General features: G+C 63.3%; 12 protein-coding genes. 5 read left to right on the top strand and 7 right to left on the bottom strand.

Annotated features, from left to right (window positions below; all coding sequences use genetic code 11):
* Positions 1–38: 38 nt before the first annotated feature.
* The 4 genes from RM2_RS02505 (at position 39) to yhjD (ending at position 4,344) form a co-directional block, all read left to right on the top strand.
* Positions 39–1,259 carry an MFS transporter gene (locus tag RM2_RS02505; protein WP_084721610.1) on the top strand — a complete coding sequence of 407 codons (1,221 nt, stop codon included), beginning with the start codon at positions 39–41 and terminating at the stop codon, positions 1,257–1,259.
* A gap of 34 nt (positions 1,260–1,293) precedes the next feature.
* Positions 1,294–2,100, top strand: coding sequence for an exodeoxyribonuclease III (locus tag RM2_RS02500; RefSeq protein WP_072687464.1), 807 nt, complete (start codon positions 1,294–1,296; stop codon positions 2,098–2,100).
* Positions 2,101–2,155: 55 nt separating this feature from the next.
* Positions 2,156–3,190: a tryptophan--tRNA ligase gene (gene trpS / locus RM2_RS02495; protein WP_072687463.1), complete on the top strand. Its 1,035-nt coding sequence runs from the start codon at positions 2,156–2,158 to the stop codon at positions 3,188–3,190.
* A gap of 104 nt (positions 3,191–3,294) precedes the next feature.
* Complete coding sequence (gene yhjD, locus RM2_RS02490; RefSeq protein ID WP_072687272.1) at positions 3,295–4,344, top strand: inner membrane protein YhjD; 1,050 nt, start codon at positions 3,295–3,297, stop codon at positions 4,342–4,344.
* A gap of 17 nt (positions 4,345–4,361) precedes the next feature.
* On the opposite strand, the gene RM2_RS02485 is transcribed toward yhjD, so the two are convergent.
* The 7 genes from RM2_RS02485 to iolC form a co-directional block, all read right to left on the bottom strand.
* A complete protein-coding gene (locus tag RM2_RS02485) occupies positions 4,362–5,675 on the bottom strand; it encodes a D-alanyl-D-alanine carboxypeptidase family protein (RefSeq protein WP_072687271.1) in 1,314 nt (437 codons plus the stop codon).
* A 101-nt stretch (positions 5,676–5,776) separates the two neighbouring features.
* Positions 5,777–6,637, bottom strand: coding sequence for an LLM class F420-dependent oxidoreductase (locus RM2_RS02480; RefSeq protein WP_072687270.1), 861 nt, complete (start codon positions 6,635–6,637; stop codon positions 5,777–5,779).
* Between the two features lie 202 nt (positions 6,638–6,839).
* The gene (locus RM2_RS02475) at positions 6,840–8,303 is read right to left on the bottom strand and encodes a DHA2 family efflux MFS transporter permease subunit (RefSeq protein WP_072687269.1); all 1,464 of its coding nucleotides are present in this window, start codon (positions 8,301–8,303) and stop codon (positions 6,840–6,842) included.
* 263 nt (positions 8,304–8,566) lie between these two features.
* A complete protein-coding gene (iolD, locus tag RM2_RS02470) occupies positions 8,567–10,522 on the bottom strand; it encodes a 3D-(3,5/4)-trihydroxycyclohexane-1,2-dione acylhydrolase (decyclizing) (protein WP_072687268.1) in 1,956 nt (651 codons plus the stop codon).
* Positions 10,523–10,585: 63 nt separating this feature from the next.
* Entirely contained in the window at positions 10,586–11,458 is an 873-nt protein-coding gene (gene iolB / locus RM2_RS02465) for a 5-deoxy-glucuronate isomerase (protein WP_072687267.1), read from the bottom strand.
* A gap of 18 nt (positions 11,459–11,476) precedes the next feature.
* Positions 11,477–12,376 (bottom strand): Cgl0159 family (beta/alpha)8-fold protein, encoded by a 900-nt coding sequence (locus tag RM2_RS02460; protein WP_072687266.1) that lies wholly within the window; start codon positions 12,374–12,376, stop codon positions 11,477–11,479.
* Positions 12,369–13,358 carry a 5-dehydro-2-deoxygluconokinase gene (gene iolC, locus RM2_RS02455; RefSeq protein ID WP_174553813.1) on the bottom strand — a complete coding sequence of 330 codons (990 nt, stop codon included), beginning with the start codon at positions 13,356–13,358 and terminating at the stop codon, positions 12,369–12,371. The genes RM2_RS02460 and iolC overlap by 8 nt, the downstream gene beginning before the upstream one ends.
* A 232-nt stretch (positions 13,359–13,590) precedes the next feature.
* Here iolC and RM2_RS02450 point away from each other — a divergent pair, with 232 nt between their 5' ends.
* Positions 13,591–14,328 carry a GntR family transcriptional regulator gene (locus tag RM2_RS02450; RefSeq protein ID WP_072687264.1) on the top strand — a complete coding sequence of 246 codons (738 nt, stop codon included), beginning with the start codon at positions 13,591–13,593 and terminating at the stop codon, positions 14,326–14,328.
* The last annotated feature ends 9 nt before the right edge of the window (positions 14,329–14,337 follow it).

Below are 14,337 nucleotides of genomic sequence, written 5' to 3'. Positions count from 1 at the left end.
GCGCGTAGTCGCGATTTGCTTCGAGTCGAAAGTTTTCAATGAGCACCTCCAACGCTGTCCTTTCCGGGCCCGTCCTTGTGGCGCGACGCCCGCCCGCCCGTACGCTCGCGATGATTGCGCTCGCGCTCGGTGGTTTCGGGATCGGTACCACCGAGTTCGTCGCGATGGGACTGCTGCCCGAGATGGCGTCGGGCCTCGGCGTCACCGAGCCGACCGCCGGACACGTCATTTCGGCGTACGCGTTGGGGGTGGTCGTCGGTGCGCCGCTTATCGCGGCTCTGGCCGCGCGCGTTCCTCGCAAGACACTGCTCATCGCACTGATGGCGGCCTTCACGATCGGCAACGCAGCCACCGTCCTGGCACCGAGCTACGAGGTGATGATGGTCTCACGGTTCGTCGCGGGTCTTCCGCACGGCGCCTACTTCGGTGTCGCTGCGCTCGTGGCCGCGCACCTCGCCGACCCCGGTCAGCGGGCCAGGGCGGTGGCGCTCGTCATGATGGGACTGTCGGTGGCCAACGTCGTCGGTGTGCCCGTGGCCTCGTGGATGGGGCAGAACCTCGGGTGGCGCAGTGCCTTCGCCCTCGCAGCAGCGATCGGTCTGGTCACAATGGGTGCGATCTGGTCGTGGGTGCCGGCACTCGCAGGCATGCGCGTGACAAATCCGCTCACCGAACTCGGAGCGCTGCGCCGCACACAGGTGTGGATGACACTGATCGTCGGCATGGTCGGCTTCGGCGGCATGTTCGCCGTCTACACGTATATCTCCACGACTCTGACCGATGTCTCCGGATTGCCGCGGTCGTTTGTGCCGCTGGCGCTGATGATCTTCGGGATCGGAATGATTGCGGGAAATCTGATCGGCGGCATGCTCGCCGACAGGGCGCTGATGCCCGGTCTGTTCGCGGCGATGACGGCGCTGGGGGTGGCGCTCGGGGTGTTCGTGTTCGCGTCCCACAATCCCTACACCGCTCTCGTGCTGGTGTTCTGCGTGGGCGCGGCGGGAATGTCGATGGTCCCGGGTCTGCAGACGCGGCTGATGGACGTCGCCGAGGACGCCCAGACCCTCGCTGCGTCCCTCAATCACGCCGCGCTCAACATCGCGAACGCGTTCGGCGCCTGGATCGGCGGTGTGGTGATCGCCGCAGGTTACGGCTACACGGCCCCAGCGGCGGTGGGCGCGCTGCTTGCGGTTGCCGGCGTCTTGGTCATCGCGACCGCGGTCGCGATGGAACGACGTAGTGCCCGTTCGTCTCTGTAGACGCGCCACCACACGCACCGCTACCGTGCTTGCCGTGCCCCGCATCATCACCACCGTCAATGTCAACGGAATCCGCGCTGCCGCCCGTAAGGGGCTCATCGGGTGGATCGAACGCACCGAGGCGGACATCGTCTGCCTTCAGGAGACGAGGGCTTCCGACGAGCAGTTGGCAGAGACCCTCACGCCAGCGCTGGAAGGTGGATGGCACCTGGTGTCCGCGGAGCCTGCGGCGAAGGGACGTAACGGCGTGGCGGTTCTGTCCCGCACGCCGGCCGACGCCGTTCGCGTGGGCCACGGTGACGAGGAGTTTCTGGCCGCGGGTCGCTACATCGAGGCCGATTTCAGCGATCTGACCGTCGCCAGCCTGTACCTGCCGTCGGGTGAGGCGATGACTCCGAAGCAGGAGGAGAAGGAACGGTTCATTAAATCGTTTGCCATCCACCTCTCCACCACCGCGGCGGCGGCAGACGCTGCGGACCGGCACGTTGTGGTCGGCGGCGACTGGAACATCGCGCACACCCAGTTGGACTTGAAGAACTGGAAGACCAACAAGAAATCTTCGGGATTCCTGCCCAACGAACGCGAATGGATGGACGTGTTGTTCGCGGAGGATTCGGCATGGGTCGATGTGTTCCGGGCGCAGCATCCCGATGTCGCGGGACCGTACTCGTGGTGGTCGTACCGGGGTAAGGCGTTCGACAACGATTCGGGCTGGCGTATCGACTACCAGGTTGCGACCCGTGGGTTCGCTGAGCGTGCCGAGGCGGCCGTCGTCGAACGTGCCGAGTCCTACGATGCGCGCTGGTCCGATCACGCGCCCGTCACTGTCTCGTACCGGTAGCGACCAAGACACCGCACCAATCCTCTTGAATTGGACTCGTGACAAGATCGGAACCATGTCGACCCCTGCAGAACAGAAGCCCACAACACTGCCTCGCGTGCTTTCCGGAATCCAACCGACGTCGGACTCCTTCCACCTGGGTAACTACCTGGGTGCACTCCAGCAGTGGGTTCTCTTGCAGGACGACTTCGACGCCTTCTACTTCATTCCCGACTTGCACGCCATCACGGTGACGCAGGATCCGAAGGAACTTCGTCGCCACACCAAGATGGCAGTGGCGCAGCTACTGGCGGTCGGTGTCGATCCCGACCGTGCAACTCTGTTCGTGCAGAGTCAGGTTCCCGAACATGCGCAGTTGGCGTGGGTTCTGAACTGCATCACCGGTTTCGGTGAAGCGAGTCGAATGACGCAGTTCAAGGACAAGTCGGCCAAGCAGGGTAGCGAGAACGCAAGCGTCGGACTGTTCACGTATCCGGTTCTGATGGCGGCGGATATCCTCCTGTACCGCCCGCAGCGGGTGCCTGTCGGAGAGGACCAGCGTCAGCACCTCGAGCTCGCCCGCGATCTGGCCAGCCGGTTCAACACCCGCTACGGAAAGGCGTTCGTCGTTCCCGAGCCACAGATCATCAAGGGAACCGCCAAGATCTACGACCTGCAGGATCCCACGTCGAAGATGAGCAAGTCGGCGGCCAGCCAGGCCGGCCTGATCAATCTGCTCGACGACCCGAAGGTGTCGGCCAAGAAGATCAAGTCCGCCGTCACCGACAACGAGCGCGAGATCCGCTACGACCCGCAGGCCAAGCCGGGCGTCAGCAACCTGCTCACCATCCAATCGGCACTGTCGGGTGTCTCGATCGACACCTTGGTCGCGGGATACGGGGGTAAGGGGTACGGCGACCTCAAGTCCGATACCGCCGAAGTTCTGACCGAGTTCGTCACTCCGCTCAAGGCCGAGGTCGACGGCTACCTCGCCGATGAGGCGGAACTGGACCGCATCATCGCTGCGGGCGCGCACCGTGCCCGTGAAGTCTCGTCCCGCACTCTAGCCACCGTGTATGAGAAGGTCGGATTCCTGACCCCGAAAGGGTGACCTCGACGGTTTGCCGAGGGTTCGAGCCGTAGGGACGGACATGCGAGCCTGGATTTCGAAGAGCCCGGATTTCGAAGAGCTCGGATTGCGAAGAGGGGACGCCAGTGGCCGACACCGAGGTGCCGAGAAGGGAAGTCGCGGACGAGCCGAGCTTTCTCGAGAAGCAACGCGCCGCACGTCCGTGGTTCGATCATCTGGTGCGTGCGGGTGAACGATTTCAGGCGCAGCAGGGCGACTCCCACGCTGGGGGCATCACATATTTCAGTATCCTTTCGTTGATCCCCATCCTCATGGTCGCTTTTGCGGTCGCCGGGTTCGTCTTGGTGGGGCGGCCCGAGTTGCTCGACTCGATCCAGGAACAGATCACGAACAGCATTCCCGGCAGCTTGGGCGAGACGATCAACAACGTGATCGAATCAGCCATCGACTCGCGAGCAAGCGTCGGCCTGATCGGCCTACTCATTGCTTCATATGCTGGGCTGCGGTGGATATCGAACGTCCGTAACGCACTTACGGCGATGTGGGAGAACCAGCGAGAGTCCAAGGGATTCGTTCGGACCAAGCTCGGTGATATCCGGGCGCTGCTGAGCCTGGGCGTGGCGCTGACCATCTCCCTCGGGATGTCGGCGGTGAGCAGTGGATCGGTTGCGCCTCAGGTCGTCAAGTGGCTCGGCATCGAGGACGGCGCAGTGGTCGGCGTCGTGCTGCGGATTCTCTCCACTCTCTTGTCGTTGGTGTTGACCTGGGCGGTATTCCTCTGGGTGATCGCCCGGTTGCCACGCGAGCCGGTCACGTTGCGCAGCGCCGCGAAGGCGGCGGCGATAGCCGCGGTGGTGTTTGAGATCTTCAAACAAGTTGGCGCGGCATACCTTTCGATAGTCAGCGGCGGTCCCGCGGGTGTGGCATTCGGACCAATCATCGGTTTGCTGGTGTTCGTGTTCACCACATCGCGCATGCTGTTGTTTTGCACGGCCTGGGCCGCCACGTCCAAAGGGAGTCTCGAGCTGGCACATGTGCCGCCGCCCGATCCCGCGATCATCTCGCCGAGGGTGGTGGTCAGCGACCGGTCGCCTTCACGTGCGGCAGCGTTGGTTGTGACGGGTGTACTCGCGGGTTTGGGTTTCTCGGGGTTGTTGCGCCGTCGCCCGCGCTAGCGTTGTTGCTGCCTGCGCTAGCGTTGTTGCTGCCCGCGCTGGGGTCGTCGCCGGGTCAGCGCGATCGCACCGAGCACAAGTCCGATAACCACCGCGCCGCCAACCGCCCCCACGGCGATGCGCTTCATGACGGTGGAGTCGTTGTCGGGATTCGCGCCGACCGCTGACACCGATCCCGGTGCTGCCGGTGACGGAGTTCGCGTCACGCTGGGTGTCACGGCGTCCATCGTGTGCTCGGTCAACGATCCGATCGACGCCGTTGTGGGCAGGGCAAACCCGTAGTCGAGGAGGCGTGCGGCTTGGTTCCATGGGCGAAGCGGCATTGCCTCACCGCCCATCAGCGTGACCAGCAGAGTTCGACCGTCACGCGCGGCGGCACCGACGTATGTGTGGCGCGCGTCGTCGGTGAAGCCGGTCTTCCCGCCGAGAGCGCCGTCGTAGTTGTAGAGCAACCGATTGTCGTTGGCCAGCATGAATCCTGGACGATCCTCGTCGCCGGGAATTGTCGGATCTTTCGGGAATCCTGGGAAGTCAACAGATTCCGTGCGGATCAGGCTTGCGAATGTCGAATTCTGCAGTGCTGCCTGGAAAATCACGGCAAGATCGTAGGGCGAACTGCTCATGCCGGGTCCGTCCAGACCGGATGGTGTGGCGGCACGCGTATCAAGTGCCCCGAGATCCGCGGCGAGTGCGTTCATCTTCGATACGGCAACCGGTACACCACCGAGTTGGCGGGCCAAGGCATGTGCCGCATCGTTGCCCGACGCCATGATCAGGCCCTGCATCAGTTGATGGTTGGTGTACGTGCCACCCTTGCCGATTCCGGCTGCGCTGCCCTCGATGTTGGCGTCTTCTGCGGTGGCGGTGACGACAGCGTCGAGATCGAGTTCGTCGAGAGCGACGAGGGCCAGGAGTATCTTGACCGTGCTGGCGGGGCGATAGCGGCCGTGAGGATCTTTCGCCGCCAGCACATCACCCGACTCCGCATCCGCAAGAACCCAACCTGATGCGACGATGTCCGCGGGCGGAGGCGGGGCGGCCTCCAGAAGGATGAGCCCACACCCGCCGAGCCGGTCTCCGCCCACCGGGCTCGCCGGAACGGGAACAGGTGGGGGGACGGTAGCACCCGGTGCGGGGACTTCCGACAGGTCGATTGCCGGCGCGGGAGCGACGGCGAAGGGGCAGCTGTCGGTATTCGGAGTGGCGAAGGGCGCGGGCGGCGGCGGCTGAGGTGGTGGCACCGGCTGGGCGCCGGAAATTCCAGAGACCCCCCCTACAGCGAAGAGCACTACTCCGGCAACGATCACTGCATACCTTCGACGCCACATCATCGATAGGAGGTTAGGCGACCGTCGTCGAGGGTCCCGAACCGGCGCGCTGCTGTTACGCAGAATTTATCAGTACCCGCGTGAATGAGCCGAGCGCGCCGAGGCTACGAACGTGCGTTGACGCCGAGGGCGTTGGCGACCAGCCGGAACGTCGGCATAGGGTTTCGGTCTGCTGATACCGGCTGAATCGTGAGGTGATCTGCTCCGGCTGTGAAGTGTTCTTCGAGACGCGCGACGATGGAGTCGGTACTGCCGTATACGACGAGAGCGTCGATCAACCGGTCACTGCCGCCGCGGTCGAGTTCCTCAGAGGAAAAGCCGAGGCGTATCAGATTGGTCCGGTAGTTGCGAAGCTGGAGATACATTTCGCTCGCTTGGCGCCCGAGTTGTCGGGCGGTCTCGGGGTCGGTGTCCAACAGAACTTTGTGTTCGGGGGCCAGAATCGAATCTGGGCCGATGATGGTGCGGGCTTCTCTGGTGTGCTGGGCAGTGCTGAAGGCCGGATGTGCACCGCAGGATCGTTGTGCGGCAAGCTTGAGCATTCGCGGCCCGAGCGCTGCCAGCATGCGACGTGAAGCAGGAACCCCGGCGGCGTCGAGTTCGTTCAGATACCGGGTCATCGCTTCGAAGGGGCTAGAGTATTTCTGACCGAAGTCCTCCGGATGACCGACGCCGAGACCGAGCAAAAATCTTCCCGGAAAACGAGCCTCGAGTCTGTGAAACGACTCGGCGACTTCAGCCGCCGGTGCGTTGCAGATGTTGGTAATGCCGGTAGCGACTGTTATTCGTTCGGTGGCGTCGAGGAGTGCTTCGGAGGATTTCAAGTCCGAGGGCGGCGAGCCACTGAGCCAGAGCGTGCCGTAGCCGAGTTGTTCACATTCGCGGGCCATCTCTGGTGAAAAGGCATCGTCGAGCTCGAACGCTCCGAGCTTTCCCAGGTCGGGAGTCTGATCGCTGATCGTCATGACCGTCCAAACTTCAGTGTTTGTGTCAGATTGTCGCGGGCGCCGTTGAAGCGAAGCACTCGACGCCTCAACAACAGGATGTCACCGATACCCTGCCCGTGGCGATGACGCTACGGATCGAGCCTGGTCAATGGTCTCGGGCCGGACTACGCCGAGGCGGTGTACGGCGGGTTATTGCTGCTGGTCACCGCGACCTGGCGAATTATGCCTCGACCTCGTTCGGCTCGGCGACTGCCGGCGCTTGATGACTCACGCCAACCGGGCGTGAATAGCGCAACACGGCGACGAACCCAACGAGGGCAACCGCCGCTGGTAGCAGCATGCTCTGCGCCATCGCCACGGCGAACCCTTCCCTGAGGTCCGGCGGTACTGCGCCCACTTCGGAGACGGCCCGCTCAGGGACGCCATTCGCCGTAAGCCGCAGCGTCATCAAAGCGCCGATACCCGCGACACCAATCACCCCTCCGACCTGCCGAGTGGTGTTGTACACCCCTGACCCGGCACCCGCCTGATGCTGCGGCAAGTTTCTGGTCGCGCTGCTCGCGATCGCCGGCCATGCCAAGCCGTTACCCATGCCCACTACCACCATCGGTATGGTCAGCGCCCAAACGGACGCGTCCGGCTTCATGGCCAGGGCGAGCCAACCCAACCCGAGCGCCACCAATAACAAGCCAGGTCCGGCAAGGGTGCGTGGTTGCAGACGGTCAAGATACCTGCCGACGATCAGCGCAAGAACAGCGGTCAGAATCCCCAACGGCAGCAGCGGCAGAGCGGATCTCGTAGGCGACAGTCCTCCGACGAACTGGGCGTAGAACATCAACGGCACCATCATCGAGGTGATCGCCCATCCGAGCGCTGCGATGGCGATGTTGGACACAGTGAAGTATCTGTCCCGGAACAGACCAAGCGGTACAACAGGATCGTTGCTGGTTGAGGCTTGGTGCCGCACGAAAAGTCCCATCGTGATCAGACCTGCAGCAATTGTCAGCCACACTCCGACGGACCAGTCGTAGGTGTGACCCTCTTGCAGTCCGAAGATGAAGAGGAACATGCCTACGGCGCTGAGTAGCACTCCCAAGAGGTCAAACCGGCGCAGATGCGTCTCGAATGTAGGGATGAACAAGATGGCAAGAACGATCGTGGTGATCCCGATAGGGACGTTGACGAAAAAGATCCATTGCCATCCGAGGCCGTCTTCCAATACACCACCGGCAACCGGGCCGGTTGCCATCGCAACGCCCGCAACAGCCCCCCACCAGCCCATCGCAACGCCCCGTTTGTCAGGCGGAAAAATCCGGGTGATGACGGCCATCGTCTGCGGAGCCATCATCGCGGCACCGAAACCCTGAACCACCCGCGCCAGAATGAGCATGTCGATGCTGCCAGAGAGCCCGGCCCACAATGATGCGAGGGTGAACACCACGAGACCGATGAGGTAGATGTTCTTCGGTCCGAATCGGTCACCCAAGCGTCCCGTGACGAGCAACGGCACAGCGAACGCCAGCAGATAGGCGCTGGTCACCCACACCACGCTTCCGACATCGGTGTCGAGGCTCGCCATGATCGAGGGGTTCGCCACTGCAACAATGGTCGAGTCCAACAAGATGACGAAGAAGCCCAGGCATACCGCCAACAGGGCCAGTCGCTGATTCTTCACAATGCCCATCCGCCCTTCCGTGGAAGATGCGTCGCCGACCAGCCGGACGGACCTGGATGGAACCCGTAGGGTGGGGAAATTCGGTGTACGCACTGCTCTGTGCTGTTGGATATTGTGCTCCGAGACCGGTGGTGTGGTCCAGGGCTGTCTCATGCGGGCAGCGTGGCCGTCCCAGGATCCGGGGCCGTCGATAGTTGCAGGAGTCGCCGCCTGCTGGATCCGTCGCGAATCGTGCTCGTGTCGGATTCGTCCGAAGAGTGTGTTGAGGGCGGCTATTCGGCGGGTCGCAGGTAGGGCCGCTGGATCTTCTTCCAGGATTCGTAGGTGGCGCGCGCCTTCTTGGTTGAATCGAGTTCTGAGGTGGCCGATACCGGTACATCCCACCAAGATTTACTGTCGGGTCCGCCAATCAACGGATCGGTTTCGACGTGGATCACGGTGCTGGTCTCGCTCGCCTTGGCCACCTTGACGGCGTCGGCGAACTCCGATGCGGTATTCGCTCGGATGACGGCGACGCCGAGACTCGCGGCGTTGGCGGCGAGGTCGACGGGGAGAGCCCCGCCGTCGAGGCGGCCGTCGTCCGAACGGTATCGGTACCGGGTGCCGAAGCGCTGGGAACCGAGCGACTCGGACAGCGAACCGATGGAGGCGAAACCGCGGTTGTCAACGAGGATCACGATGATCTTGAGGCGCTCCTGAACGGCGGTCGCGAGTTCGGTGGCCATCATCAGATACGAACCGTCGCCGACCATGACGAACACGTCGCGGTCGGGGCAGGCGATCCGGACACCGAGTCCACCGGCGACTTCGTAGCCCATGCAGGAGTACCCGTACTCGACGTGGTAGCCCTTGGGGTCTCTTGTGCGCCACAGCTTGTGGAGGTCACCGGGCATAGACCCGGCAGCGCACACCACAACGTCGCGGGGATCGGAGAGCGTGTTGACCAAGCCGATCACTTGACTCTGATCGAGTGATCCGTCGGACGCGGAGGTGGTCGGCCTGTAGGCGGATTCGACGGTCGAATCCCAGTCCCGCGCGAGTTCGCCGATCCTGGCTGCGTAGTCTTCGTCGACCTTGTAGCCCCTCAGAGCGTGTGTCAGCGCGTCGAGAGCCTCACGTGCATCGGCGACCACGCTCATGCCACCCTGTTTCACGGAGTCGAGGGACGCGACGTTGATGTTGACGAAACGGACATCAGGATTGGTGAACGCCGTCCGGGATGCGGTGGTGAAGTCGCTGTACCGCGTGCCTATACCGATGACGACGTCGGCATCGGTGGCGAGGGCATTGGCCGCCGTGGTCCCGGTGGACCCGATGGCGCCCACGGACTGTGGGTGGTCATGGACCAGCGATCCCTTGCCGGCCTGACTCTGCCCGGCGGGGATGCCGGTCTGCGTGCAGAATGCTGCCAGAGATTCGGTGGCCTGACTGTAGATCACACCGCCACCGGCGACGATCAGTGGCTTGCGTGCGGAGCGAATGATCGCAGCAGCGCGCTCGATCACCGATCGCTCGGGAAGTGGGCGTGCGACGTGCCAGATCCGCTCGGCGAAGACTGACTCAGGCCAGTCGAAAGCCTCGGCCTGCACGTCCTGCGGAATGGCGATGGTGACCGCACCGGTCTCGACGGGATCGGTCAGCACCCGCATACCGCCCAGCAGAGCGCTTGGTAACTGCTCCGGTCGCCAGACGCGATCGAAGTACCGTGATACCGGCTTGAATGCATCGTTGACGGTGACGTCGCCGCTCGACGGCAACTCCAACTCCTGAAGTACCGGAGCGCTGGCACGTGTGGCGAAGGTGTCTGCGGGAAGCAGGAGTACGGGTAACCGGTTGATGGTGGCCAGTGCTGCGGCGGTGATCATGTTGGTGGCGCCGGGGCCGACACTGGAGGTGACGGCCCACGTCTGCAGGCGGTCCTTCATGCGGGCGTGCGCGACGGCGGAATGAACCATGGCTTGCTCGTTGCGGCCCAGTACGTAGGGGAGTGTGGGTTCACGACCGGCGTCGAGGTCCTGGATTTCGGCCTGCAGGAGGGCTTGCCCCAGGCCGGCGACGTTGCCGTGGCCGAAGATTCCGAAACAGCCGGCAAACAGTTTGGTGCGCCGACCGTCTCGTTCGGTGTACTGATTCGCAAGGAATCGGATAACGGCCTGAGACACGGTGAGGTGCACGGTCGGTTCGTCGCACGGAGTGCGATTGCCGATTGCGTTGTCGGTGGGGGCCACGTCTACCTCCGTTAGTTGTGGGACCGGTCAGTTGTGGGAACGCAGTCAGTTGTGGGACCGCAGTCAGTTGTGGGAACGCAGTGGCAGTCGGGGGTCGATGTCCTGGTGATCCCAGCTACCTCGGAGCCAGGTGTGTGCCGGGTCGTCGCAGATGTTCCATGCCCGGATCTCACCCGGACCGGCCATGACGTTCAGGTAGTACATGTGATGACCAGGCGCCGCGATGGACGGGCCGTGGTAGCCGTGTGGAACGAGGACTACGTCGCCGGATCGGACCTCCTCGAGTACCTCGATGGGGCGCTCCTGGGTTCCGTACACCCGGTGGTAGCCGAATCCGTCAGTTCCGGTGGGACTTCGGCCGATCTCGAAATAGTAGATTTCTTCGAGTGCGGACTCGATATCGCTGTTCTCGTCATGTTTGTGGCTCGGGTACGACGACCAGTTTCCGCCGGGGGTGATGACCTCGCAGGCGATGATGGAATCGGCGGTGAAGGTTTCGGCGGTCGCGAAGTTGTGGACCTGACGGCTGCAGCTACCGGCGCCCCGGAGTTCGACCGGAACATCGGCTGCCGGACCGTATCTGTTGGGCAGCTTCGCGCCGGCACGGGCTCCGCAGAGTGCGAACCTTCCGCCTCCGACACTCGTGACGTCGTAGCTGGAATCTCGTCCTATGTAGGCGAAGTCGCTCGGTCCGTCGAACACGGAGAGGCGGCCCGTCAGGGAAAACTCGGTGCCGCCCGAAGAGACGAGCGCCGAACCGGACAGCGGAAGCACGATGATCTCGTTCCCGCCGGACTCCAGCTCCGCGATCGCGCCCGGCGCGAGTTCGAGTGTCCACAGGCTCGACTCGCTCCATCCGGCAGATTCGGGCGTCACCACGGTGGTGAAATGCCCGTCTGCGGATGATTTGGCGGGGACGTAGTACTTGCTGAGCATCTCGCTCCTGACTCGGGTCTAGTGGACGAGCTTGACCGCGGTATCGACTGCGGTAGCCACATCGTCGTTCGGCGGGTAGAGCAATGCGCGGCCCACGATCAAGCCACGTACGGAGGGCAGTCGAAGGGCGTGATCCCACTTCGCGTACGTCTCCTCAGGCGCTGTTTGTGGATCGCCGCCGAGGAGGAGGGTGGGCAGGGTGGTGGCGTCCATGACGCGCTCCATCTCGTCGACCACGGGAAGCTTCATCCATGTGTATGCGGAGGTCGAGCCGAGGCCCTGCGAGATGTGGATAGACTTGATGACGGCGTCAGGGCTGAGGTCGTTGACCACCTTGCCGTTCACGCGGCTCGAGAGGAAAGGCTCGAGCATGGCGATCAGACCGGCAGCGGCCAGTTCGTCCACTGCCCGTGCGCACGCAGTCATGGTGGGGAGGGTGCCGGGATCGTGGAGCGCGATACGTAGCAGCATTTTGCCGCCGTTCATGCCGAACTTGCTGGTCCCCTCGGCCGTGTAGCCCGTCATCGCGTCGTCGAATTCGAAACTGGCGCCGACCAATCCTCCGCGATTCATCGACGAGATCACTACCTTGTCATCGAGTGCGCCGAGGAGGAGAAGGTCGTCGAGGATGTCTGCGGTGCCGAGGACTCCGTCCACGCCGGGATTGTCGAGGGCTGTCCGCAGGCGATCCAACAGATCGGTGCGACTGTTCATGGCTGTGGGCTTGCCACCGACGGACAGAGCGCCCCGCGCGGGGTGGTCGGCTGCGACAATCATCAGGCGACCGTTTCCCCGCAGGGTGGCGCGAGGGGTCCTCGCCGCCCAGGCATGTCGGATGACCTGCGGTTTGTGTGCGCGGATCTCGGTGACCTCGGCGTATGTTGTGGCGAGGGGGCGGATTCGGAGCCAGTCAGACATTGGCGGCCTCGGTGGCGGTGGCCTCGGCCAGATCGTGAACTTCTTCGGCGGTCGGCATCGCGCTGGAGCACTCGAGACGCGAGGCGACGATCGCGCCTGCGGCATTGGCGTACCGCAGGACCTTCTCGAGTGGCCAGCCGGCCAGCAGTCCGTGGCACAGAGACCCACCGAAACTGTCGCCTGCACCCAAGCCGTTGACCACGTCGACGGCATTGGGAGGAACGGTGATCGACTGCTTCCTCGTCTTGCCGAGCACACCTCGGGGGCCCAGCTTGACGATGGCGAGTTCGATACCGAGGTCCAGCAGGGCGTCGGCTGCCTTGTGGGGATTGGTCTCACCGACTGCGATCTCACACTCCTCGCGGTTGCCCACAGCTACCGTCGCGTGCGCGAGGGCGCGACGGACCTGTGTGGTCGCGTCCTCCGGCGTGGACCAGAATATCGGTCGGTAGTCCAGATCGAGTACGGTCAGCGGTCGGCGGTCCCTGGCCTCCCAGGCAGCGAAGTGTGCACTGCGACTGGGCTCTTCGGACAGACCTGTCACCGTCGACCAGTACAGGGAGGCGGCGCGAACCGCGTCGAGGTCAATGTTCTGGGGAGTGACCTGCATGTCTGGCGCGTGGGGTTTGCGATAAAAGTACAGCGGAAAGTCGTCCGGGGGAAAGATTTCGCAGAACGTCACCGGCGTGGGGTACTCGGAATTGGTAACTACAAATCGGTTGTCGACGCCCAGATCGGTGAGCGCGCGCTTGACGAACTTACCGAAGGGATCGTTGCCGACGCCGGAGATGAGCGCGCTCGACAGTCCGAGACGTGCGGCGGCCACGGCGACGTTGGCGGCGCTGCCGCCGAGGAACCTGCCGAACGTTTCGACGTCCGCTAGCCCGACGCCGGTCTGAAGTGGGTAAAGATCCACTCCGGACCGGCCGATCGCGAGCACGTCGAGTCCCCGCCCGTTCCGGTGAGTGTTGGTGCTTGTCAAGTCAGGCTCCCGAGAGTTCATTGTGGGTGGCCCCCGTGTGGCCCTGAGGTACGCGCGGGGCCTTTGAGGTATCCGCGGGTCACTCCAAGAAACTGTGCGCCGCGACACAGCAAATGTCAATAATTTGTCCTGACATTACGACCTATGGTCAAGTGAATGTTAGTCTTCGCATACACTGCTGCGAAAAGTAGAGTCAGTCGGACCTTTCCCGGGTCGGAGATCGGAGTTGACTGTGGTAGCAGCACTCGCCGTCGAGTTGGACCGGTCGAGCCCGGTGCCACTGTATTTTCAGTTGGCCCAGGCGATCGAGGGCGCGATTCTCGGCGGCGAACTCGCTCCAGGTGACCGCTTCGAGAACGAACTTGCGCTTGCTAAACGCGTCAACCTGTCGCGTCCGACCACTCGCCGCGCCATCCAGGAACTGGTCGACAAGGGGCTGCTTGTCCGCAAGCGTGGTGTCGGCACGCAGGTCGTTCAGAGTCCGGTGCATCGTCCGGTCGAACTCACGAGCTTGTTCGAGGACCTCGTTCGAGCCGGCCAGACCCCGACCACCAAACTGCTCAAGTACACGGTGGGCGTTCCCGGTGCGGAGGTCGCGTCGGAACTGAATCTCGAGGGTGACGCCGAAGTGGCGACCATCAGGCGTCTGCGCTGCACCAACGGCGAACCGCTGGCCGTCATGACCAACTACGTTCCTGTGGGCATCGCTCCCGAGCCGGAAGAGTTGGAGACTCAGGGTCTCTATCAGACCCTGCGAACCCGCGGCGTCCACATCCGAGTCGCGCGGCAGCGAATCGGTGCTCGCGCCGCAACGCGCGAAGAAGCCAGATTACTCGACGAAAAAGTCGGAACTGCCCTTTTGACGATGAGCCGCACGGCATTTGATGATTCAGGTTGCTCTGTCGAGTTCGGCAACCACTGCTACCGGGCCTCACGTTATTACTTCGAAACCACCGTGGTCGACCGCTAGTGACACCAC

It is taken from the genome of Rhodococcus marinonascens NBRC 14363 (assembly GCF_001894885.1).
Classification (GTDB): domain Bacteria; phylum Actinomycetota; class Actinomycetes; order Mycobacteriales; family Mycobacteriaceae; genus Rhodococcus_F; species Rhodococcus_F marinonascens.
This window is presented reverse-complemented; position numbering and strand designations above follow the sequence as displayed.